The sequence below is a fragment of the Nannocystis exedens genome, assembly GCF_002343915.1.
GTDB classification, from domain to species: domain Bacteria; phylum Myxococcota_A; class Polyangia; order Nannocystales; family Nannocystaceae; genus Nannocystis; species Nannocystis exedens.
On the sequence record NZ_NETK01000002.1, the window covers coordinates 421,419 to 443,498 of the forward strand.

A 22,080-nucleotide genomic window follows, 5' to 3' on the forward strand; every position below is an offset into this window, starting at 1 on the left:
ACCATGGCGGGCCCGGCGTCGCTGTAGGGTCGGGCGCTCCAGAGATGCCTCCCGGCAAGTGCCTGCGACAAACGCAAGAGGCGTCGGCATACGCGTGAGGGTCGGCGCCGGCCTCGCCTTGACGGGGGCTGCGGCGGGCGGGTACGTTGGGCTCCAATTAGGAAAGACTGCATGAAGCCCTCGCCGCGTGTCGCCCGTCGCAAGGTCCTCGCTGCCCTCGGAGCTGCCGCTGCCGGCGTCTCGACCGGGTGCACGCTCCGCCCGCGCACGACGGCGCCGTCGGCCGCGGCCCCGCTGGCCGATCTGGTCGGGCCGGTCGGCGAGTGGCGCGTCGAGCAGGTGCTGCCGCTGGTGGGCGGCGCGGTGCCGGTGCTGATGCGCACGCCGGAGGGCAAGAGGTTCCAGGTCGATCTGATGCGCGCCGAGGTCGACGGTCCCCGCGCGGTCGCACAGGCCGGGGAAGTGGCGCTGTACCTCGCCAACGGCGGCGCCGGTGACCGGCCGTCGGCCGCCGTCGAGGAGCAGGGGGCGCGCGCCCTGGCCCAGCGCCTGACGCAGCTCGCGGCCGAACGCGGCGCGCCGGCGATCCCCGGGCTGCTGACGCTGTCCGAGCGCCTGGCGTCGCACCGCCAGGCCGTGCTGACGCCGTGGAGCTGAGCCCGGCCGCAGCCTGCCCGATGGGACAGGGCGCTGCGAACATGTCGTGCAGAACAAGAACGAAGGACCCTGCCCGAAGGGACAGGAGCGCCGGGACATGTCGCAACCGCCCTGGCGGGATCGGCAGGACGCGGTGAAGGCCCCGGGCGTCGAGCCGTCCGGTCCGGAAGGACAGGGCCTTTTGAACATGTTGCGGGGGACAGGCGCGACCCTGACGCTGGCCGGCGCGGGCCGCGAGGCGATCGCGGCCTGGGCCGCGGCGGCGCGGGCGGCAGGGTTTGCGCGGGTGCTGGCGGCGCCCGGGCCCGGAGGGCTGACGGCCGAGGAGCTGGCTGCGCTGCAGGCCGCGGGGATCGACGGGCTGCGCGTGCGGGTGTACGCGGCCGAGGCGGCGGCGCACGACTACCACGCGGGCCGCGAGGGGTCGTTTCGCGCGACGAGCGGGACGCTGCGCGCGGCCAGGACCGCGCGCTTGCCGGTGACGGTGACGACGCCGCTGACGCGGTCGAACCTGCGCGTGCTGGCGGCGGTGCCGGGGCTGCTCGTGGATGCAGGCGCGCTCGGGTGGCAGGTCGCGGTGGTCGCCGAGGTCCATGCGCCGGGCCTCGGGGCGGTGGCGCCGCGGCTGGCGGTGGCGCTGCCGTACGCGCTGCAGGCGATCGTGGCGGCGGAGCGGGCGGGGCTGGGCGCGGCGATCGCCGGGGCGCCGCTGTGCTTGCTCGGGCCGCTGCGCGATCGGGCGGTGCCGTCGCCGGCGCTGGCGTTCGCCGAGGGCTGCGGCGACTGCGGGCTGCGGACGCGCTGTCCCGGGGTCGACGGCGGTTACCTGCGCCGCTTCGGGCCGGGCGAGCTGGTGCCGCCGAGGCCGGGTGACGCGCGCGCAGGGGCCGGCGGGCCGCGGGCGAAGAGACTTCAGGACATGTTCTCGGGGCCATGGCTCGAAGTGTCGGAGGGGGCGTGCTGGCCGATCTGACGCTGCCGAGGCCCGGCTCGGAGACGGCCCGCGGGCTGTTCTCGGCGGCGCTGCGGCGGGCGCTGACGGAGCTGCTGCGGCTGCCGGCGGGGCCGGGGCCGAACGGCGCGGCGTGGGGGCGGTTCGCGCCGGAGTTGCGACGGATCGCCGCGCGAGCGCCGGGCGCCCTGGCGAGCGCGGTGCGGCGGCCGACGATCGGGACGCTGATCCGCTGCCTGCGCGGGCGGCCGGACCCTGCCCTGCAGGGCGAGCTGCTGGCGACGCTGGCGCTCGAGCTGGCGGTCGCGGGTGTCCTCGAGGACAGGGTACAGGTGCCGCTGCCGCCGCCCGAGGTGCTGTGCCTGGGGGCCCGTTGCGCCCTGCGGCCGCCGGCGGGGCCGCTGACGATCGGGCCGACGAGCTGGCAGGCCGGTGGAGTCGGCGGGGCGCTCGGCGAGGACTTCGGGACATGCTCCCCGGAGCATGTTCTGAAGCACATGTACGAGCCGATCGCGGGGTCGATCGCGCTGGCGCTGCGGCGCGACAACAACCCGCTGGCGGAGCTGGAGGCGCACCCGGACAAGTCGGGCAGCGGGCTCGACCTCGGCGGGCAGCCGGCCTCGGCCTGGCTGGAGGGGCTGCGCGCGGGGCTGGGCCTCGTGGAGGCGCACCTGCCCACGCTGCGCGCGGAGCTCGACGTCGGGCTGCTGCTGGTGGTGCCGGTGGGTCACGACCGCGAGCGGCACCTGTCGGCGTCGTACCAGGAGGCGATCGGGACGGTCTACCTGAGCTTGCACCCGAGCGCGCTGACGCTGGCGGAGGCGCTGATCCACGAGTTCTCGCACAACAAGCTGCACGCGCTGCTCGAGCAGGGGCCGATCCTGGAGAACGCCTGGTCGCCGCTGTACGCCTCGCCGGTGCGGCCCGATCCGCGTCCGCTGCACGGGGTGCTGCTGGCGGCGCACGCGTTCCTGCCGGTGGCGGCGCTGCTCGAGTCGATGCTGTCCTCGGGGACAGGCGAGGTCGAGGGCCGGCTGCGGCAGGTCGCGCGCGGCAACCACGAGGCGGTCGAGACGCTGCGGCAGCACGCGCGGCCGACGGCCCTCGGCGCGCCGCTGCTGGCGGAGCTGGTGCGGCTCGACGCCCGCTTCCGCCGCTTCTGGGAGGACTGACGGTGCCGGGGCTGCTCGACATGATCCTCGGCTACGACTGCAACCTGTGGTGCGACTACTGCACGATCGGGCCGGCGCTGCGCGGGCGAGCGCTGTCGACGGCGCACGCGCTGGCGTCGCTGCGGCAGGGGCGGGCGCAGGGGCTCGACGCGCTGTCGATCACGGGCGGCGAGCCGACGATCCGCCCCGACTTGCTGGCGATCGTGCGCGCCGGGCGGGCGCTCGGGTTCGCCGACATCAAGGTGCAGTCGAACGGGCTGATGTACGCGCACGGCGACAACCTGGCGCGGCTGCTGGCGGCCGGAGCGACGCGCCTCCACGTCTCGGTGCACACCCACCGGGGCGACCGCTACGAGCAGCTGGTCCGAAGGACAGGTACGTACGCGGCGATGGTCGGCGGGCTGCAGCGCGCGGTCGCCAGCGGCGCGGCGCTGGTGGTCGACCTGATCGTCAAGCGCGACACGATGGCCGACCTGCCGGCGGCGATCGACTGGCTCGCCGGCCAGGGGGTGCGCGCGGTCGATCTCTGGTACGTGTCGCTGACCGACGCGAACGCGGCCCACCCGGAGTCGCTGCCGCGCATGTCCGAGGCGATGCCGTTCATGGCCGAGGCGCTGGCCCGCGGGCGCCGGCAGGCGATGACGCTGCGGTCGCTGCATGTGCCGCGCTGTCTCCTGGGGCAGGATCACCCGCACGCGTGGGACCCGGGGGCCGAGCGGGTGGTGGTGGTGACGCCCGAGTCGACGTTCGCGCTCAAGGACAGCCGCCTCGCCGGGCGGGTCAAGGTGCCGGCGTGCGTGGGCTGTCCTTTCGAGCAGGTCTGTCCGGGGGTGCGGCCGGACTACCTGGCGACGTTCGGCGACGGGGAGATCGCGGCGGCGCGCGGGCAAGCGGCGACGCGCGGGCCGACCCGGCTGCCGCTCGCGCGGTGAGGCGGATCGAGCTCTGTCGGCGACGGCGAGCGTGCGGTCGCCTGCGGTGGCATGCGGGCCGACGCCGGGCGATCCGCCGGGCCGGCCCGAGAGATGTTCGTCAAGACATGTTCAGGTGGACATGCTTGCGCGAGCATGACCCGAGAGACATGTCCCCGGGGCTACTTGCGGCGCAGCAGCGGGGCGAGGAAGCGGCCGGTGTGCGAGGCCTCGACCTTGGCGACGTCCTCCGGGGTGCCCTCGGCGATGACGAGGCCGCCGCCCTGGCCGCCCTCGGGGCCGAGGTCGATGATCCAGTCGGCGCACTTGATGACGTCGAGGTTGTGCTCGATGACGAGGACCGTGTTGCCGGCGTCGACCAGCCGCTGGAGGACGTGGAGCAGGCGGGCGATGTCCTCGAAGTGGAGGCCGGTGGTCGGCTCGTCGAGGACGTAGAGGGTGTTGCCGGTCTGCACCTTGCAGAGCTCGCGGCTGAGCTTGACGCGCTGGGCCTCGCCGCCCGACATCGTCGTCGCGGTCTGGCCGATCTTCATGTAGCCGAGGCCGACGTCGACCAGGGTGTTGAGGATCCGCTTGAGCGGCGGGTGGTTCTCGAAGATCTGCAGGCAGTCGTCGACGCTGCTGTCGAGGATCTCGGCGATCGTGCGGCCCTTGTAGGTGACGCCGAGGGTCTGGGCGTTGTAGCGCTTGCCGGCGCACACCTCGCACGGGACGTACACGTCGCTGAGGAAGTGCATCTCGACCTTGATCACGCCGTCGCCCTGGCAGGCCTCGCAGCGGCCGCCCTTGACGTTGAAGCTGAAGCGGCCGGCCTTCCAGCCGCGGGCGCGCGACTCGGGCAGCTGGGCGAACAGCTCGCGGATCAGGTCGAACGACTTGGTGTAGGTGCCGGGGTTCGAGCGCGGGGTGCGGCCGATCGGGCGCTGGTCGATCGCGATGACCTTGTCGAGCTTCTCGAGGCCGGAGAGGCCCTTGTGGGCGCCGACCCGCTCGAGGCTGCCGTGCAGCTTGTTGCTCAGCGCGGGCAGGAGGATGCCGTTGACGAGCGAGCTCTTGCCGGCGCCGCTGACCCCGGTGACCGCGACCAGGCCGCCGAGCGGGATGGTGACGTCGATGCCGCGGAGGTTGTGCTCGGCGGCCCCGAGGACCTTGATCTTGCCCTTCGCGGGGCGCCGCGCCGCCGGGACCGCGATCTCCTTGCGGCCGGACAAGTAGGCGCCGGTGAGGCTCTCCTTGCAGCGAGCCAGCTCCTTGGCGGTGCCGCTGAACACGACCTTGCCGCCGAGGTGACCGGCGCCGGGGCCGAAGTCGACCACGTGGTCGGCGGCGCGGATCGTGTCCTCGTCGTGCTCGACCACCAGGACGGTGTTGCCGAGGTCGCGCAGGTGCTGCAGCGTGCGGATGAGCCGCATGTTGTCGCGCTGGTGGAGGCCGATGCTCGGCTCGTCGAGCACGTACATCACGCCGCTGAGCTCGGAGCCGAGCTGGCTGGCGAGGCGGATCCGCTGGGCCTCGCCGCCGGACAGGGTCGGGCCCGAGCGATCGAGGGTGAGGTAGTCGAGGCCGACGTTGAGGAGGAAGGTGAGGCGGGCGGCGATCTCGCGCAGCGCGCCCTCGGCGATGGTCTTCTGCTGGCCGGTGAGGGTGAGCGCGGCGAAGTGCTTGCTGGCCTGGAGGACGGTCAGCGCGGTGGCCTCGGCGATGTTGGCCCCGGACACGCGCACGGCCAGGCTCTCGGGGCGCAGGCGCTTGCCGTTGCACACGTCGCACGGGGCCTCGCGGAAGTACTTGCGGTAGTAGTCGCGGGCGGCCTCGCTGTCGGTCTCGCGGAAGCGGCGCATGAGGTTGGGGATCACGCCCTCGAACCGCATGCCCCAGGTGCCCTGCGAGCTGCTGCCCTCGCTGCCCCACTTGACGGCGATCTTCTGCTCGCCCTGGACGCCGAACAGCACCGTGTCGCGCTTCTTCTTCGGCAGGTCCTTCCACGGCTTGTCGAGGTCGACGGCGCAGGCGTCGGCCAGCGCCTCGACGATCCGGAAGGTCCAGCCCTCGCCGCGCTCCATCGCCGAGGCCCACGGGGCGATCGCGCCGTCGCGGATGCTGAGGCTCGGGTCGGGCACGACGAGGTCGGGCGCGGCCTCGTTGCGGGTGCCGAGGCCGTTGCAGTCGGGGCACATGCCGAGCGGGCTGTTGAACGAGAAGCTGGCCGGGTTGAGCTCGGGGAAGCTCTTGCCGCAGCAGCTGCGCGACTCGGAGAACTGCAACCGAAGCCCGGGGGCGGCGCCCTTGCCCTCGGCGTCGGCCCGCACCTCGCCGTGGCCCTCGCGCAGCGCGAGCTCGACGCTCTCGGTGATCCGCCGCCGGTCCTCCGGGCGGACGGTGATCCGGTCGACCACCAGGGCGATGGTGTGCTTGAACTTCTTGTCGAGCTTGGGCGGGTCGTCGAGGCGGTGGATCTCGCCGTCGACCTCGACGCGGAGGAAGCCGCGGCCGCGCAGCTCCTCGAACAGGTCCTTGAACTCGCCCTTGCGGTGGGTGACGAGCGGCGCGAACAGGGTCAGCTTGCAACCTGGCGCTTCGGCCAGGAGGGCGTCGACGATCTGCTCGGGCGAGGAGCTGCGCACCGGCTTGCCGCAGTCGGTGCAGTGCTGGGTGCCGACGCGGGCGTAGAGGACCCGCAGGTAGTCGTAGATCTCGGTGATCGTGCCGACGGTCGAGCGCGGGTTGTTGGAGGCGCTCTTCTGCTCGATGGCGATCGTCGGCGACAGGCCGCGCAGGTGCTCGATCTTCGGCCGCTCGAGCTGACCCAGGAACTGACGCGCGTAGGCCGACAGGCTCTCGATGTAGCGCCGCTGGCCCTCGGCGTAGAGCGTGTCGAACGCGAGGCTCGACTTGCCCGAGCCGCTGACGCCGGTGAAGACGACGAGCTTGCGCTTCGGGACGAGCAGCTCGTCGATCTGCAGGTTGTGTTCGTGCGCGCCCTTGACCTCGATGAAGTCGGGCTCGCGCACGGGGCTCAGGCGGGCGGTCCGTTCCGACGGGGTGTCCACCGCGCCGTGTTAGCACGCGTTTTCGCGCCGGCCGACACCGCCGCCCGCCTGAGCAGGTGAAAGTTTGCGCACGTGTCCAGGTGTTCAGGGTCGATCTCGCGCAGATCTGCCGGCCCGCCGCGGGTCCCGGGTGCGGCGCGCGGCTTCTCAAGCTTCTCAACCGCGCCGGCTGCCCCTATTAAGAGGGCCCCCCACGCCCGGGTGGTGGAATCGGTAGACACAGGGGACTTAAAATCCCCGGCGCAAGCGTGCGGGTTCGAGTCCCGCCCCGGGCATCGCCAGGCCGGCCAGGCGCGACGATCGGCGGCCGCGCGGCGGCCCGTCCGCCGCGCGGGTCGGCGTCCTGGTCCTCAAGTCATGTGCTCTCGGACATGGCCGAGAGAGCATGTCTGCTCGCGGGTCGGGCAGGGCGCCTCGCTGGTCTTCGGGGCATGTGCGTACGGGCATGGCCGCAGGAGCATGTCCGGAAAAACCTGTCCTCAAGGCTTGTAGGCGTCGGCCAGCCACAGCCAGCGGAACTCGCACTGGTCGGCCGGGCTCGAGTAGGAGCGCAGGTTGTGGAAGCTGCCGACGATCGACCCGACCGGGTTGTGGTTCTGGTCGTAGAGGGGGATCTTGGCCAGCTTGGCCTCCCCCATGCCGGCGACGACCTCCTGGCCCGAGAACTGGCCGACGAGGTCGTAGTTGCCCGGCGGGGTGCCGCACACGTTGTTGCCGGGGCACGCCTGCACCTGGGTCGCGGCGACGGTGAACTCGAGCGCGTCGGGCCACGGCACCGGCAGCTCGGCGGTGCCAGGCACGCCCATGCCGGCGACGAACATGCTCGAGGCGAGGTTGTTGAGGTTGCCCGGCCTGGCGAGGCGGACCATCCGCGTGTTGCAGGTGTTGGCGTCGGAGAAGCCGGTGCCGACGTAGGCGACGCTGACGCAGGTGCCGAGCGGGATGTCGGGGACGGCCGTGTCCGGACCCGCGACGTGGACGGCGATGGTCTGGTTGGCGAGGCACTGCGTGTTGCCCTGGATGCAGTCCTGGCTGAGGTTGCAGGCGCGGAACTTGAACGTGTTGGCGTCGGGCTTGGCCTCGAGCACGCCCTGGATGACCGGGCCGAGCGCGGCGTTGCAGGTGCCCGGCGCGGGGGTGTGCTGGACGGTGATCTCGAGGTTCGGGGCGGCGACCTGCGGACACACGTCGCCGGGCGAGAGGTCGAGCTTCGGCGTCGCGGTGTCGTTCGTCGTCGTGCTCGCGGTCGAGTCGCCGTCGGTGGTGCTCGTCGCCAGGGTGTCGACGCTCTCGGTGGTGCCGCTGTCCGCGTCGGTGGTCGCGGGCGTGGTGGTGCTCGTCATCGGCGCGGCGGTGCTGTCGCCCTCGCTGGTGACGCTGACCGTCGCGCCGGTCGGGTCGGCGGTGCTCTGGGCGCCGCTGCCGCCGCTGGTCGGAGCGACGGTGGCGCTTCCGCCGGCGCTGGTCGAGCTCAGGGCGTCGCTGGAACCGCTCTCGAAGAGCCCCTGGCTCGCGTGGTAGGCCGGGTTCGGGACCGTACACGCCGCGAGCAGGACCGTGCAGAGGGCGGGGGAGCAGATCGAGCGGCGCATGATGCGAGGCTAGTCGGCGCTCGCGCGCGGGGGCAAGCGCGTCGACGAGGCGGCGCAATTTCGCTCCTCGCGCGGCCCCAAGGGCGTTTGCCGGATCTGGAGGCAATCGACCTGGCCGAAGAGCCAGGTCGCTACGGCCTCATGCGGGCGAGACGTTCTCGGCGAAGGCGAGGTGGAGGACCATGCGCGCGCCGCCGGTGTGGCGAGGGTCGAGCGCGAGCCGTCCGCCGGAATTCTCCGTGAGGCCGCGGGCGATCGAGAGGCCGAGGCCGGCGCCCTCGTGGCTCTCGCCGCCGGCGCCGCGGAAGAACGGGGTGAAGATGTGCGGCTGATCCTCGACCGGGATCCCGGGGCCCTGATCGACGACGGCGAGCTCGACGCCGCCCTCGACGACGACGACCTCGACGCGGACCTCGCCGCCCGGCGGGCTGTGGACGACGGCGTTGTCGATCAGGTTGCGGAGGGCGCGGGCGAGGTCGGCCGCGGCCCCGCGCACCTCGACCGGGAACTCGTCGATCGCGGGCGGGACGGTGATGGTGACGCCGCGATCGTCGACGTGGCCCCGCGCCATCCGCAGGGCCTCGCGGACGATGTCGGCCACCTTCGCCCGCGCGCGCGTGGCCGGGGCGCCGCCCTGGGCGCGGGCGAGCCGCAGCAGGTCCTCGGCGAGGGCGATCAGGGCGTCGACCGAGGACAGCATCTCGCGCAGGGCGGCCCGGTACCCGTCGACGTCGCGATCGCGTCGCAGCGCGAGCTGCAGCTCGCCGCGCAGCGAGGCCAGCGGCGAGCGCAGCTCGTGGGCGGCGTGCGAGATGAAGCGGCGCTGCGACGACACGACCTCGTCGAGGCGGCTGATCATGTGGTCGAGGTCGGAGGCGAGCGAGCGGGTCTCGTCGGCGCCCATGGCCCGCGGATCGCCGACGCGCGCGGCGAGGTCGCCCTCGGCGACCAGGCGGGCGACGTGCGCGACCGAGTGGACGTCGCGGGCCAGCCGCTCGCCGAGCCAGCGGGCGATCAGCGCGGTGGCGCCGGCGGCACAGACGAAGATCAGGAGGAGGAGCTCGAACAGGGTGGCGGTGTCGTCCTCGACGGTGCTCTTGGAGACGGCGTAGAGCAGGGCCTCGCCCTGATCGCCGGTCGGCATGACGACGCCGCGCAGGCGGGTCTCGCCGAGCTCGAGGTCGACGGCGACGCCGTCCCACGGCAAGGCGCGCCGCAGGCCCAGCGCCGCCAGCGACGCAGGGGCCTGGCCGGCGAAGCTCTCCGAGGCGGACTCGAGCCGGGTGTCGGGGCCGTAGATCGCGGTGTAGCGCGGGGTCGGGTCGATGCTCTCGGGCACGTCGGCGTGGCCCTCGTCGAGCGGGTGCCCGGCGTAGTAGGTGCCGGGCAGGTGCTGGGCGAGCGCGGTGGCCTGGCGGAACAGGGCGTTGTCGAGGTCGGAGATCTCGAGCGCGCGGATCAACAGGTAGAGCGGGACGAACGACAGCGCGAGGGCGACGACGGTGACGCCTGTGACCGCGGCGACCAGGCGGTTGCGGAGCTTCATGCCTCGTTCTGCCAGCGGTAGCCGACGCCGCGCACGGTCTCGATGCGGGCGGCGTGCTCGCCCAGCTTGGTGCGCAGGTTCTTGACGTGGACCTCGACGACGTTGGAGCCGGGGTCGAACGACAGCTCCCAGACCTTCTGCAGCAGCTCGGTGCGGGGGACGACGCGGCCGGCCTCGCGCACGAGGTAGCTGAGCAGCAGGAACTCGCGCGGGGTGAGGTCGAGGCGCCGGCCCGAGAGGGTGACGGTGCGCTCGTGCCGGTCGATGCGCACGGGGCCGACCTCGAGGTAGCGATCGCCGTGGCCGCGCCGGCCGAGCGCGCGCACGCGGGCCAGCAGCTCGCCGAGGTCGAACGGCTTGGGCAGGAAGTCGTCGGCCCCGGCGTCGAGGCCGGCGACGCGCTCCTGGATCTCGGCGCGCGCGGTCAACATGAGGATCGGCATGGTCGCGCCGGCCGAGCGCAGGGTGCGGCACACGGTGAGGCCGTCGACCGTGGGCAGCATCCAGTCGAGGATCACGAGGTCGTAGCTGATGCTGCGGCTCTGGGTGATGGCGACGCCGCCGTCCTCGACGAGGTCGACGACGTACCCCTCCTCGGCCAGGGCGCGCAGCAAAAAGCTGGCGAGCTTTTTGTTGTCCTCGACGATGAGGATCTTCATCGCGCGGATGATAGCGCCGGTCGTCGCGCGCGTCGGGGGCAGCGGCCTCCAGCAGGCCGACCGGAGCGGGCGCGGGCGGGCATCGGCGGGCCCCGGAAGCGGTCAGCGCAAAGTGCGCGACGGACGGCGGGCCCAGGCGACGCGGCGCGGCGCGTCCGGCTCGCGGCGGCGGTCAAAGCGAGTATGCTTGCACCCGTGACGCGCGCCTCCAGACGTCTCGCGCTCGCGCTGCTGCTCGTGAGCGCCGCCTGCCTCCCTTCCGGCGAGCTCGTCGCCATCGACGGCAGTCACCGCATGGTGGCCCGTGACCCGCAGTCCGGGCTGAGCGTGGTGCTGACGACGGGGGCCTGGCAGGGGATCCCGAGCGACCTCGACGAGCAGGTCACGGTGATCCACGTCCTGGTCGCCAACCTCGGCAACCGGTCGATCCGCCTCGCGCCCGGCGACATCGACTTGATCGACGAGCGCGGGTTCCGGCGCGATCTCCTCGACGCCGGCGGCTCGTTCGTCCAGGCCGGGCAGAACGACAACGGCTATCACCCGGGGCGTCAGCTCGACTTCGGCCGCATCGAGTGGGTGGGCGGCGACGTCGCCTCGTCGGCGCTGCCGTGGGGCGTGCTGGTGCCCGGCACGTCGATGCGCGGCTACGTGTACTTCGAGAAGGTCGATCGGGCCAACGCAGCGACCCTCACCTGGCACTTCCACGACCGCGACAGCCGCCCGGTCGTCGACCTCACCTTCGATCTCTACGTCGCCCGTGGCTCGCAGACGTGAGCCACAGACGAGCGGCCGCGAGCGCCGCCGGAGTCCGGCCTGTCTCTCGGGGCTGGTCGTCGCGTGCGCGCTGGCGGCGGGGCTCGCCGCGCGTCCGGCCGCGGCCGGCAACCGCGAGACCAACCCGCTGAGCAACGAGGCGGCGCTGGCCGGCGGGGCGGTGACGGCCCTCGGGCGCGACACCGGGGCCATCTACTACAACCCGGCGGGGCTCGGGGCGGTGCGGCGGACGCAGTTCAACCTGTCGACCCAGGCGGCCCAGTTCCGCGCCCGCATCGTGCCGTACGCCGCGGTGGCCGACCTGCCGAACGGCTCGCGCGACGCGGCGACGCTGAGCAGCCTGCAAGGGCTGGTGATGCCGTCGTCGCTGGCGGTGACGCGCCACGTCGGCCGCGGGGTCACGCTCGGGGTCGGCTACTTCGCGCCCGACTACGACTACTACGACTACTCGGCGTCGCTGCGCGGGGCCGGCGGCGGCACCGAGTACGACGCGCGGATCCAGGTCGACGGGTGGATCTACCGCTACCACGCCGGGCCGGCGATCGGCTGGCAGCCGCACCCGCGCTTCCGCATCGGCGCGACGCTGTTCGGCACCTACGGCTGGCAGCGCGAGGAGATGCGGATGTGGATCGACGCCGCGTCGGGCACCGCGGACGCGCGCACCGACGCCACCCGCACGGTCGACTTCGACAACAAGCGCTCGATCTTCGGCGGCGAGGCGGTGATCGGGCTGCAGTGGGAGTTCGTCAAGAACGTCCACCTCGGCCTGACCTTTCGGACACCTCGCTTCGTCGCCTTCGAGGTCCACCGCAGCTACCTGCTGAGCAGCTCCAACATCGACCGGCCGAACGGCGACGACGAGTACAAGTTCGAGTTCGACGACTCGCCGTCGCCGTCGCGGCGCGGGCGGGTGGCGCCGATGCGGCTCACCATGGGGATCGCCTACGCCCTGCCGAAGCGGCGCGGGTGGGTCAGCGGCGAGATGGACTTCAGCCCGGGGCTGCGGCCGAAGGGCACCGACATCAACATCCGCCCGATCTGGAACGTCCGCGCCGGGGCCCGCCTGCGCACCGCGGAGCGGCTGTACTTCGGCATCGGCGTGTTCTCCGACCGCGACGACCAGGTCCACACCTCGGCGTTCCCGCAGTTCCGCATCAACTATTACGGGGTCACCACCGGGGTCGAGTTCTTCTCGCCGGTCCGCCTCGGCAAGGGCGAGCGGGCCCGCAGCATCGTGTTCTCGACCTGCCTCGCCGTCCGCTACAGCTACGGCCGGGGCTCGGCGGCGCAGATCATCTTCGACCTGCGCGACGCGCCGAGCGGCCGCGTCGGCTACGAGATCGGCACGGTCGACCGGGTCGCGTTCCACCTGTTCGCCGGCCACCTCGGCATGGGCACGTACTTCTAGCGGTGCGCCGGGGAGCCCGGGCTGTCCCTCGGGACAGAGCGCGAGCGCGACGTGAGGGGGCAGTGGGGCGGGCCAATCTCTCGGGACATGTCCCGAAAGACCGGGCGCGAAGGACCGCCCGGGGCGGTCACTTCTTCGGCGGCTGCAGCACCTTGTCGATGACGTGGACGAGGCCGTTGCTGGCGGGGATGTTGATCTCGAGCAGCTTGGCGCCGTCGATCGTCATCTCGGAGTCCTGGCTCTGCTTGATCGGCAGCTCGGGGCCGGCGGCGGTCGGCGCGGTGCGGTAGTTGCCGAGCTTGGCCGAGTCGTTGAGGCCCGGGATGAAGTGGTACTTGAGCGCCTTCTGCAGCTGCTCCTTGTTCTTCTTCCACTTGTCGAGGGTGCCCTTGGGCAGCTTGGCGAACGCCTCGTCGGTGGGGACCAGGATGGTGAGGCTGACGTCGCCGCTGGTGAGGTCCTTGTCGAGCTCGGCGGCGACCAGCAGCTCCTGGAAGGTCTTGCCCTTCTCGAGGCCGGCGACGACGGTGGCGAGGTCCTTGGCGGCGGGGGCCGGCTCGGGGGCGGGGCGGCCTCCGGCTCGGGCGTGGCGGCGGCCTCGGGCTCCGGCTCCGGCGCGGGCGGGGGCGCGGCCTCGGCGGCCGGCTCCGGCGCCTCGGAGGCCGAGTCCTTCTTGCAGGCGACGTTCGTGCTCGCGCTCGCGACGAGCAGGGACAGTGCGATGAGTCTCAGATTCATGATGGGGGGCCTCCTGGGCCTCACGGTAAACCGCGAGCGCGCTGGCGGCAACATTTATCGCTGCCGCGAGCTTGACGGCCGCGGCAGCGATCGGCTGTGCTCTTGACGATGTTTTGTTCGCCTCGGTGTATCCCTTCCGTGCTCTCCGGTGTCCTCGCCGGCCTCGCGTTCGCGGCCTGCGGCGACTCCGGCGGCGATACGAGCCAAGTGACGGCCACGGCGCCGACGACCGAGTCGCCCACCGGCGCATCGACGGTCGACCCGAGCGCGTCGGGCAGCGACTCCGAGAGCAGCGGAGCGAGCGACAGCACCGACGGACAGACGGGCAGCTCGGGGGCTGTGAGCACCTCGACGGGTCTCGATCCGACCACAGGGACCGAGCCGACGACGTCGGAGCCGACGACCACGACGTCGCCGTTCACCACCGGCGAGTCCACCGACACCGGCTGGTGGGAGACGACCACCGAGGGCGACACGTGCAAGGTCAACATCGACATCGTGTTCGTGATGGACGTGTCGACGTCGATGTCGGCGATCTTGCAGAAGCTGGCCGACGAGATCCTGGTGGTCGACCAGGCGATCGCGGCGCTCGACGTCGAGACGCAGCCGAGCTACGGCCTGGTGGTGTTCGTCGACGACGCGACGATCATCAACGGCGGCATGCCGTACGCCGACGCGGCCGCGCTGCAGGCCGACTTCATCGAGTGGAGCACGTTCACGCAGAGCAACTCGCAGACCGACGGCAACGGGTCGAACGGCGACTGGCCGGAGAACACGCTCGACGGGCTGTACCTGGCGGCCTACGGGTTCCAGTGGCGGCCGACCGAGTCGACGCTGCGGATGATCATCCACACCACCGACGACACGTTCGGAGACAAGGGCGCCAACCAGAGCGGCGAGATTGTCCAGCACAGCTACGACGAAACGGTGCTCGGCCTGCAGGAGCGCGAGATCCGCGTGTTCAGCTTCGTCGACAACGACATGACCGGCGGGCCCGGCAACAACGAGGACGTGAGCATGGGCTTTTTCACGCCCTACCAAGGGAAGACCCCGATCCCGCAGGCCACCGACGGCGGGGCGTTCAACATCAACGACGTGTACGAGGGCCAGCTCAGCCTGTCCGCCGCCATCAACCAGTCGGTCGAGGACAGCCTGTGCATGCAGTACATCCCGATGTGAGGCCGTGCTATAAGCGCGGGCGATGACGGACGCCGCGATCGCCACTCACCCGCGGATCGATCCCAGCCTGTGCGGCGCGCCGGTCACGGTCGCGCCCGGGCGCGCGGAGGTGCGGCTGCTCGCCACGCCGGTGATGGCCGCCGACGACCACGGCCTGTGCCACGGCGGCTTCGTGTTCGGCGCCGCCGACTACGCGGCGATGCTGGCGGTGAACGACCCCAACGTCGTGCTCGGCGCGGCGACGGTCAAGTTCCTGAGGCCGGTGCGGGTCGGCGAGGCGGTGCTGGCCCGTGCGACATGCCCGATCGAGCATGGCCGAAAGCGCATGGTCGCGGTCGAGGTCGTGCGCGAGGCCGGCGGCGAGGTCGTGTTCACCGGCGAGTTCGCGTGCTTCGTCCTCGACAAGCACGTGCTGGCCGGCTGAAGTTTTGGTGACGAGACGGACGTACATTCGACTGCAGAAGGAGCCCACGATGGACGGAGGAGACCGGATCGCCGAGGTGCTGCGCCGACACGGGGTGCAGTTCCTGTTCACGCTGTGCGGCGGACACATCTCGCCGATCCTGGTCGGCGCCAAGCGCCGCGGGATCCGCGTCGTCGACACCCGCCACGAGGTCAACGCGGTGTTCGCCGCCGACGCGGTCGCGCGCATCACCGGCGTGCCCGGCGTGGCGGCGGTCACGGCCGGGCCGGGGCTCACCAACACGATCACGGCGGTGAAGAACGCCCAGCTGGCGCAGTCGCCGGTGATCGTGCTCGGCGGGGCGGCGGCGACGGTGCTCAAGGGCCGCGGGGCGCTGCAGGACATCGACCAGATGGCGCTGATGCGGCCGCACGTGAAGTGGGCCCACGCGGCCAAGCGGGTCCGCGAGCTGGTGCCCATGCTCGAGGAGGCGTTCCGCGTGGCCCAGGAGGGGGTGCCGGGGCCGGTGTTCCTCGAGTGTCCGGTCGACCTGCTGTACCGCGAGGACGTGGTCAAGAGCTGGTACGTGGCCAAGACGAAGCCCGGCCAGACGCCCAGCCTCGGCGAGCGCGCGCTGGCGACGTACCTCGGCTTCCACACCTGGCGCATGTTCGCCGGGGCCGACGACGCGCGGCCGCAGACGCCGCGACCGGTGCCGCCGCCGGCGCTGGCCCGCGACGAGCTGCGCGCCGCCGCCGAGGCGCTCTCGCGCGCCGAGCGGCCGGTCATCGTGGTCGGCAGCCAGGCGCTGAGCATCCCGGGCGAGGCGCGCGGGATCGCCTCCGCGCTCGAGGCGATCGGCGCGCCGGTCTACCTCTCCGGCATGGCCCGCGGCCTGCTCGGCGCCGGTCACCCGCTGCAGATGCGACACGCCCGCAAGGCCGCGCTCAAGCAGGCCGACCTGGTGGTCCTCGCCGGGGTGCCGTGCGATTTCCGCCTCGACTACGGCCAGAACATCAGTCGCAAGGCGGTGCTGATCGCCGCCAACCGCAGCGAAGAGGAGATGCAGAAGAACCGCAGCCCCGACGTGCCGGTGCTGGCCGACGCCGGGCGGTTCCTGCAGGGCCTCGCCGGCCGGCTGGCGGCCGGGGGTCAGGTCCGCGACCGCTCGGCCTGGGTGGCGAAGCTGCGCGCCGCCGACGACGCGCGCGACAAGGACATCGCCGCGCAGGCCGACGCCGCACCGACCGGCCCGGACGCGCTGGTCAACCCGCTGCACCTGTGCCGCCGGATCGAGGCGGCGCTCGACGACCGCAGCCAGCTCGTCGCCGACGGCGGCGACTTCGTGGCCACGGCCTCGTACATCGTCCGGCCGCGCGCGCCGCTGTCCTGGCTCGATCCGGGGGTGTTCGGCACGCTCGGCGTCGGCGCCGGCTTCGCGCTCGGGGCGGGGCTCGTGCGCCCCGAGGCCGAGACGTGGATCTTCTACGGCGACGGGTCGGTCGGCTACAGCCTGAGCGAGTTCGACACCTTCGTCCGCCACAAGGTGCCGGTCATCGCGGTGGTCGGCAACGACGCCTGCTGGGCCCAGATCGCCCGCGAGCAGGTCGAGATCCTCGGCGACGCCGTCGGCACCGAGCTGGCGCGCACCGACTATCACCGCGCCGCGGCCGGCTTCGGGGCGGTCGGGCTCGAGATCCGCGAGCCCGCCGCCGTCGACGCCGTGATCGCCGAGGCCAAGGCGGCGGCCAAGGCCGGCAAGCCGGTGCTGATCAACGCCCACCTCGCGGGCACCGACTTCCGCAAGGGCTCCCTGTCGATGTGACGCCCGCCGGGGCTCGCGCATGACGGCTGCTTCACGCGTCGTCGGACGCCCGCAGGCGCGGTGACTCTGTCCTGTCGCGTCCTGCGAGCGGGGCTTGCTGCGCGCACCGACCTGCGCAAAAGTCCGAGCCATGCTCGTCCGCCTCGCCCCTGTGACTCGCGCGCTGCTCGTCTCGTTGCTCGTCGCCTGTAACCCCGCGGAATCGGGTGCTCCGGGCGACACCGAGGACACGGGCGACACCGGGTTCGAGGGCGATCCGGAGGTGTTCTCGGAGCTGTCCGCGCCGGTCGACATCCACATCGACGATCGCGGCGTGCCGCACATCTACGGCGAGACCGACGCCGACGTGTTCTTCGCCGCGGGTTATCAGGTGGCGGTCGACCGGCTGTTCCAGATGGACCTGATGCGGCGGCGGGCGTACGGGCGGGGGGCCGAGGTGCTGGGCGAGGGCAAGGTGGACGAGGACCGGATCTCGCGCCTCTTCAACTTCGCGCGGTGGGGCAAGCTCGACGCCGAGCGCCTGAAGAAGGAGAGCCCCGAGGAGTACCACCTGTTCGTCGCCTGGACGGCCGGCGTCAATCGCCGCATCGAGGAGATCAACTCGGGCGCGGCGCCGCTGCCGTACGGGTTCGGCAAGGCGGAGCTCGACTACTCGCCCGAGCCGTGGGACCCGGTCGACACGCTGGTGATCGGCAAGATGGTCAGCTTCGGCAACTCGAACGTGCTCGAGTACGAGTTCCTCGCCACCGTCGTCACCCGCTTCGTGCCGCAGGTGCTCGAGGTCGTGCAGCTGCCGCGGCCGGGCTGGGAGGCCTACACCGTGCCGCCGGAGGACCGGCCCTCGGCCGCCACCGCGCCGGCGCCGGGCGGGGCCGAGCCGACCAGGACTTCGGGACAGGTCGCAAAGAACAGGTCTCAAGAGCCAGCCCGCACGTTGCCGCCGGACGCCGCGGCCTCGCTGCGCCGCCTGCACGACGCGCTGTCGGGCTTCCGCGTGGTCGGCAGCAACAACTGGGCGGTCGACGGCCGGTTCACCGCCAGCGGCAAGCCGCTGATCGCCAACGACCCGCACCAGCCGCTCCAGAGCCCGTCGGTGATGTACGCGGTCCACCTCAACAGCGCCGACGCCGGCGGCGACTTCGACGTCGCGGGCTTCGGCTTCGCCGGGGTGCCGGGGGTGCAGCTCGGCCACAACCGCAAGATCCACTGGTCCGCGACCACCGGCTTCGCCGACTGCATGGACCTCTACTCGGTCACGCTGGCGCCCGACCAGGCGACGATCAGCATCGGCGGCAAGACGGCGCCGGTGGTCTGGCGCGACGAGGTCATCAAGGTCGCGGGCATGGGCGACCGCACGTTCCGCGTCGGCGACGTCGAGGGCTACGGGGTGCTGGTCGGCGACGCCCTGCCGCTCGACCCGGCGCTGGTGGTCGACGCCGCGCGCCGGCTGTTGATCAACTGGACCGGCTTCCGCGCGACCAACGAGGCGCGGGCGTTCCTGCGGATGGGTAAGGCGCAGTCGATCGACGAGTGGGAGAAGGCGGTCGACATGATCGAGGTCGGCACCTTCAACTGGATGGCCGCCGACGCGACGGGCATCACCTATCACCTCAACACCAACGTGCCCGACCGCGGGGCGCCGGCGGGGCGGCCGATGCCGATCCGCGTGGTCGACGGCGACGACCCGGCGTACGTGTGGAACGGCAAGTTCCTGCCGGGCAACCAGCTGCCGCGCAGCCGCGCGCCGCAGACCGGCTTCATCGTCACCGCCAACAACGACCCGTGGGGCTTCACCGGCGACGGCGACCTCAGCAACGACCCCTGGTACTACGGCGCCTTCTACGACCCGGGCTACCGCGCGGGTCGGGTCGAGCAGCGGCTGCAGGAGCTGACGCAGGCGGGCAAGGTCACGGTCGCCGACATGCAGTCGGTCCAGTCCGACACGCACAGCCTGGTCGCCGACAAGATGCTGCCGGTGCTGGCCGAGGTGTACGCCAAGGTCGCGACCGACGACACGCTCCTGGCGTTCCGCGGGCGCAAGGACCTCGAGGTGCTGCACGACCTGCTGACGAAGCAGTGGAACCGGCGGATGGACCGCCAGGAGTCGGGCGCGCTGGCGTTCCACGTGTTCGCGCACTTCCTGGTCCAGCGGATCTTCGAGGACGACCTGTCGCTGGTGTTCGGCGCGATCATGGACGCGTCGCCGGTGTACGCGCTCAAGTTCGCCGCGCTGGCGGCCACGGGCATGTACCCCAACGCCAACGAGTTGATGCAGGAGGGCCGCGACCTGCTGGTGATGGAGGCGCTGGTCGACACGGCCGAGTGGTTGACCGCCGAGTTCGGGTCGGTGTCGCCGCACCGCTACCGCTGGGGCGACCGTCACGGCACCGGCTTCCGCAACGCCTACGGCGGCGAGCTCGACGGCGGCTGGCACCCGACCGACGGCGGCGAGGACACCGTCAACGTCTCGGGCAGCTCGTTCTTCGAGCCGGAGTCGACCGACGTGCGGCCGCGGTTCGAGTCGAACGACGGCGCGGTCTTCCGCGTGATCACCGGCTTCGACGGCGAGGGGGTGCCGCAGGCGGTCGTCAACTTCCCGCCGGGCAACAGCGCCGATCCGACCAGTCCGCACTTCGCCGACACGCTCGAGGACTGGATCGAGGATCGCTACCACCACTATCCGTACCGCCGGCACGAGGTCGAGGCCGCCACCCGGGAGACGGTCACGCTCGAGCCGTGACGGTCGCGGGCGCCCCTGCGTGCGCGCCGGCGGGCGCGCCGCGGTCGTCCGGGCGCGGGCGAATGCGGGTATAGTCCCGCCGTGTCGTTCCCCCGGCCACTCCGTATCCTCGTTGCCGGCGCGCTGCTGGCGTGTACCCCGAAGGGCCCGAGCGAGACGACGCCGCCGGGCGCCGCCGCCGGCGACGACGAGAGCGTGCCCGAGGCGCCGCCGATCGAGCGCAGCGGGCAGTTGATGAGCGCCGGTCGCCACGCCGAGGCGATCGCCGTGCTCGACGCGGCCCTGGCCAAAAAGCCAGCCGACCCCGAGCTCCACTACGCCCGCGGCATCGCGCTGCAGCAGGTCGGCCGCGGCGACGAGGCGGTGGCCGCGTGGAAGGAGGCGGTGCGGATCGATCCGAAGTTCTACCCGGCGCACAACGGCATCGGCGCGGTCGCCCTCGACGCCGGTCGGCTCGACGAGGCGGTCGCCGCGTTCGAGGCCGCGATCGCGGCCAAGCCCGACTTCCCCGACGCCCATTACAACCTCGGCCGGGCCGCGCGGGCCCGGGGGCAGAACGACCGCGCCGCCGCGGCGCTCGTCGAGGCCAACCGCCTCGCGCCCGAGGACGTCGACGTGCTGTTCCTGCTCGCGCAGGTCGACCGCGACCTCGGCAAGCGCGACGAGGCCCTGGCCGCCGCGACGAAGGCCGCCTCGCTCGCGCCCGACGACCCCGAGGTGCGGCGCACGCTGGGGCACCTGCTGATGGAGGCCGACAAGGTCCGCGAGGCCCAGGTCGAGTTCTCCGTCGCCCTGCAGAAGCGCACCGACGACAACGACGCCAAGCTCGGCCTGGCCCGCGCCCTGGTCAAGCTCGAGCGCGCCGACGAGGCCCTCGTCCACCTCGCCGACCTCGCGGCCCGCCTGCCCGACCAGGCGGTCGTGTGGAGCGAGTGGGGCGCCGCCCTGGCCAAGCTCGGCCGCCTCGACGGCCCCGAGGGCGCGCTCGCCAAGCTCGACAAGGCGCTGACGCTGAAGCCCGACCTGGCCTCGGCGCACATCCGCAAGGTCGGCGCCCTGGCGCAGGCCAAGCAGTGCAAGCTGGCCAAGGACGCGCTCAAGGCGTTCACCGCCAAGAATCCCAAGCCCGAGGCGCTGGCGCAGGCCAAGGCCGCCCTGGCCGGCTGCGGCAGGTGAGTCGGGCCTGGCCTTTCGGGCATGCCCGAAGGGCCAGGAGGATGGGGCGGCTCGACGACGGGTCGCGCCGCGGTGTCGCGCGGGCGGGCGTCCTCGAGCTACGCGCCGCGAGCGAGGGGCGGGTTCGGCTCGACGTGTCCGAAGAGGTATCTGTCTCTTCGGACATGTTCCTGAAGCATCGCGGAGAAAGCGGCACAGCCGCCGTCCCGAGGGGAAGGCGGCTGTGACGGAGCGGGCAGGGCCCGCGGGGCTCACTGCGGGAGGCCGCAGACGCCGACGTTCTCGAATCCGGGAGGAGCCATGCCCTCCTCGTACCAGGCGAGGCACTCGGCGTTGGCGCCGGTGCACTCGGGGGCGCTGATGTCGCAGAACGCGAGGCAGCAGCCGGCGGCCATCGGGTCGCACTCGCTGGCGAGCTCCGGCCCGAGGCAGTAGAGGCCCGGGTCGCACGCGTTGGCGTACTCGCACACGTCGAACTCCTGGCCCTCTTCACCCGAGGCGTCGAGCACGCAGATGAAGCTGTCCGGGTTCATCGGGTTCGGGATGCACAGGTCGCCGCCCTGGCAGTCCTGCAGGAGCGGGTCGCACATCGGCAGGCAGAGGATGAGCACGCCGTCGTTGACGATCGTGCACGAGGTGCCGGCCACGTCGCACGAGGGGGCGTCGGGCGAGCCGGTGCAGAACTTGACGCAGGTGCCCTCGCCGGTGTCCGGGTCGGTGTTCCAGCACATGTGGGCGAGGTCGCAGCTGTCGATGCCGCTGACGCCGCTGCCCTCGACCGTGCACGGGTCACCGGTCTGGCCCGGGTTCTCCATGATCGGCGTGCACTTGAGCGACTCCCACGAGTTGTCGCCGTCGCCCGAGTAGGGCATGCACTTCTGGCCGGCCGGGCAGTCCTGAACCCACGGGTCGCACTCCTTCGTGCCGCCGCCGCCGTCGGGGGGCATGATGAAGGTGTTGTCGGTCGTGCCCTCGGTGCTCGGGCCCGCGGTGGTGTCGCTGGTCGGGCCCTCGCTGGTCGGGCTCGTGGTGGCGGAGGCGGAGGTCGTGGTCCCCGGCGTCTCGGTGTCGCTGTTGTTGCCGGTCGAGGTGTCGCCCTCGGTCGCATCGCCAGTGTTGTTGTTGGTGCTGTTGGTGGTCGGGTTGGTGGCGCTAGCGCCCGCCTTGCCGTCATCGCCGCAGCCGAACACCAGCGCGGTACAGAGCAGGCCAGAAACCAAGCTGAACTTCTTCATGGGTCCCTCGTGAGTCGATTGAGCGGTCGGCGCGCGGCCTAC

The 22,080-nt window shown here is 72.3% G+C and carries 17 protein-coding genes and 1 tRNA gene; 12 read left to right on the forward strand and 6 right to left on the reverse strand.

Translation table 11 applies throughout. From position 1 onward, the window contains the following. The first annotated feature begins 171 nt into the window (after positions 1–171). From NAEX_RS45650 to NAEX_RS45665, 4 genes are all read left to right on the forward strand, one after another. A complete protein-coding gene (locus NAEX_RS45650) occupies positions 172–657 on the forward strand; it encodes a hypothetical protein (RefSeq protein ID WP_096334214.1) in 486 nt (161 codons plus the stop codon). A 97-nt stretch (positions 658–754) separates the two neighbouring features. After that, positions 755–1,630, forward strand: a complete 876-nt coding sequence (locus NAEX_RS45655) for a hypothetical protein (RefSeq protein ID WP_143140177.1) — start codon at positions 755–757, stop codon at positions 1,628–1,630. Beyond that, the gene (locus NAEX_RS45660; protein ID WP_096334216.1) at positions 1,591–2,781 is read left to right on the forward strand and encodes an aKG-HExxH-type peptide beta-hydroxylase; all 1,191 of its coding nucleotides are present in this window, start codon (positions 1,591–1,593) and stop codon (positions 2,779–2,781) included. The genes NAEX_RS45655 and NAEX_RS45660 overlap by 40 nt, the downstream gene beginning before the upstream one ends. 2 nt (positions 2,782–2,783) lie before the next feature. Beyond that, positions 2,784–3,713, forward strand: a complete 930-nt coding sequence (locus NAEX_RS45665; protein ID WP_096334217.1) for a radical SAM protein — start codon at positions 2,784–2,786, stop codon at positions 3,711–3,713. Positions 3,714–3,874: 161 nt separating this feature from the next. Here the strand turns inward: NAEX_RS45665 and uvrA are convergent, their stop codons facing one another. Beyond that, complete coding sequence (gene uvrA / locus NAEX_RS45670; protein WP_096334467.1) at positions 3,875–6,724, reverse strand: excinuclease ABC subunit UvrA; 2,850 nt, start codon at positions 6,722–6,724, stop codon at positions 3,875–3,877. 234 nt (positions 6,725–6,958) lie between these two features. Between uvrA and NAEX_RS45675 the strand changes: the two genes are divergently transcribed. Next, a tRNA-Leu gene (locus NAEX_RS45675) sits at positions 6,959–7,038 on the forward strand. A 204-nt stretch (positions 7,039–7,242) separates the two neighbouring features. On the opposite strand, the gene NAEX_RS45680 is transcribed toward NAEX_RS45675, so the two are convergent. The 3 genes from NAEX_RS45680 to NAEX_RS45690 all read right to left on the reverse strand — a co-directional run bounded on the left by NAEX_RS45680 (position 7,243) and on the right by NAEX_RS45690 (position 10,560). Then, entirely contained in the window at positions 7,243–8,355 is a 1,113-nt protein-coding gene (locus tag NAEX_RS45680) for a hypothetical protein (RefSeq protein WP_096334218.1), read from the reverse strand. A 139-nt stretch (positions 8,356–8,494) separates the two neighbouring features. Further along, a complete protein-coding gene (locus NAEX_RS45685) occupies positions 8,495–9,901 on the reverse strand; it encodes a HAMP domain-containing sensor histidine kinase (protein ID WP_096334219.1) in 1,407 nt (468 codons plus the stop codon). Next, positions 9,898–10,560 (reverse strand): response regulator transcription factor, encoded by a 663-nt coding sequence (locus NAEX_RS45690; RefSeq protein ID WP_096334220.1) that lies wholly within the window; start codon positions 10,558–10,560, stop codon positions 9,898–9,900. Before NAEX_RS45690 ends, NAEX_RS45685 begins: the two co-directional genes overlap by 4 nt. Positions 10,561–10,755: 195 nt before the next feature. On the opposite strand from NAEX_RS45690, the gene NAEX_RS45695 reads away from it, so the two are divergent. Together NAEX_RS45695 and NAEX_RS45700 are read left to right on the forward strand one after the other, a co-directional pair. Then, positions 10,756–11,334: a hypothetical protein gene (locus NAEX_RS45695; protein ID WP_096334221.1), complete on the forward strand. Its 579-nt coding sequence runs from the start codon at positions 10,756–10,758 to the stop codon at positions 11,332–11,334. After that, a complete protein-coding gene (locus NAEX_RS45700) occupies positions 11,318–12,742 on the forward strand; it encodes an OmpP1/FadL family transporter (protein WP_096334222.1) in 1,425 nt (474 codons plus the stop codon). The genes NAEX_RS45695 and NAEX_RS45700 overlap by 17 nt, the downstream gene beginning before the upstream one ends. Before the next feature lie 127 nt (positions 12,743–12,869). Here the strand turns inward: NAEX_RS45700 and NAEX_RS45705 are convergent, their stop codons facing one another. Then, complete coding sequence (locus NAEX_RS45705) at positions 12,870–13,730, reverse strand: fasciclin domain-containing protein (protein ID WP_096334223.1); 861 nt, start codon at positions 13,728–13,730, stop codon at positions 12,870–12,872. An 89-nt stretch (positions 13,731–13,819) separates the two neighbouring features. Here NAEX_RS45705 and NAEX_RS45710 point away from each other — a divergent pair, with 89 nt between their 5' ends. From NAEX_RS45710 to NAEX_RS45730, 5 genes are all read left to right on the forward strand, one after another. Beyond that, positions 13,820–14,659, forward strand: coding sequence for a vWA domain-containing protein (locus NAEX_RS45710; RefSeq protein WP_096334224.1), 840 nt, complete (start codon positions 13,820–13,822; stop codon positions 14,657–14,659). Positions 14,660–14,681: 22 nt separating this feature from the next. Next, positions 14,682–15,083 (forward strand): PaaI family thioesterase, encoded by a 402-nt coding sequence (locus NAEX_RS45715; protein ID WP_096334225.1) that lies wholly within the window; start codon positions 14,682–14,684, stop codon positions 15,081–15,083. Between the two features lie 49 nt (positions 15,084–15,132). After that, a complete protein-coding gene (locus tag NAEX_RS45720; protein ID WP_096334226.1) occupies positions 15,133–16,887 on the forward strand; it encodes a thiamine pyrophosphate-binding protein in 1,755 nt (584 codons plus the stop codon). Positions 16,888–17,017: 130 nt separating this feature from the next. Continuing rightward, positions 17,018–19,627, forward strand: coding sequence for a penicillin acylase family protein (locus NAEX_RS45725; protein ID WP_096334227.1), 2,610 nt, complete (start codon positions 17,018–17,020; stop codon positions 19,625–19,627). 81 nt (positions 19,628–19,708) lie between these two features. Then, positions 19,709–20,803 carry a tetratricopeptide repeat protein gene (locus tag NAEX_RS45730; RefSeq protein WP_096334228.1) on the forward strand — a complete coding sequence of 365 codons (1,095 nt, stop codon included), beginning with the start codon at positions 19,709–19,711 and terminating at the stop codon, positions 20,801–20,803. Positions 20,804–21,054: 251 nt separating this feature from the next. Here NAEX_RS45730 and NAEX_RS45735 read toward each other — a convergent pair whose 3' ends face one another. After that, positions 21,055–22,038 carry a ribulose phosphate epimerase gene (locus NAEX_RS45735; protein ID WP_096334229.1) on the reverse strand — a complete coding sequence of 328 codons (984 nt, stop codon included), beginning with the start codon at positions 22,036–22,038 and terminating at the stop codon, positions 21,055–21,057. Between the last annotated feature and the right edge of the window lie 42 nt (positions 22,039–22,080).

Bases quoted from the DNA above. Each gene is read 5' to 3' on its own strand.
- NAEX_RS45650 (WP_096334214.1), top strand. From the start codon at position 172: ATGAAGCCCTCGCCGCGTGTCGCCCGTCGCAAGGTCCTCGCTGCCCTC.
- NAEX_RS45705 (WP_096334223.1), bottom strand. From the start codon at position 13,730: ATGCGCCGGTGGGCGACTCGGTCGTCGGCGCCGTGGCCGTCACTTGGC.
- NAEX_RS45735 (WP_096334229.1), bottom strand. From the start codon at position 22,038: ATGAAGAAGTTCAGCTTGGTTTCTGGCCTGCTCTGTACCGCGCTGGTG.
- NAEX_RS45680 (WP_096334218.1), bottom strand. From the start codon at position 8,355: ATGCGCCGCTCGATCTGCTCCCCCGCCCTCTGCACGGTCCTGCTCGCG.
- NAEX_RS45715 (WP_096334225.1), top strand. From the start codon at position 14,682: ATGACGGACGCCGCGATCGCCACTCACCCGCGGATCGATCCCAGCCTG.
- NAEX_RS45690 (WP_096334220.1), bottom strand. From the start codon at position 10,560: ATGAAGATCCTCATCGTCGAGGACAACAAAAAGCTCGCCAGCTTTTTG.
- NAEX_RS45655 (WP_143140177.1), top strand. From the start codon at position 755: ATGTCGCAACCGCCCTGGCGGGATCGGCAGGACGCGGTGAAGGCCCCG.
- NAEX_RS45685 (WP_096334219.1), bottom strand. From the start codon at position 9,901: ATGAAGCTCCGCAACCGCCTGGTCGCCGCGGTCACAGGCGTCACCGTC.
- NAEX_RS45660 (WP_096334216.1), top strand. From the start codon at position 1,591: ATGGCTCGAAGTGTCGGAGGGGGCGTGCTGGCCGATCTGACGCTGCCG.
- NAEX_RS45725 (WP_096334227.1), top strand. From the start codon at position 17,018: ATGCTCGTCCGCCTCGCCCCTGTGACTCGCGCGCTGCTCGTCTCGTTG.
- NAEX_RS45720 (WP_096334226.1), top strand. From the start codon at position 15,133: ATGGACGGAGGAGACCGGATCGCCGAGGTGCTGCGCCGACACGGGGTG.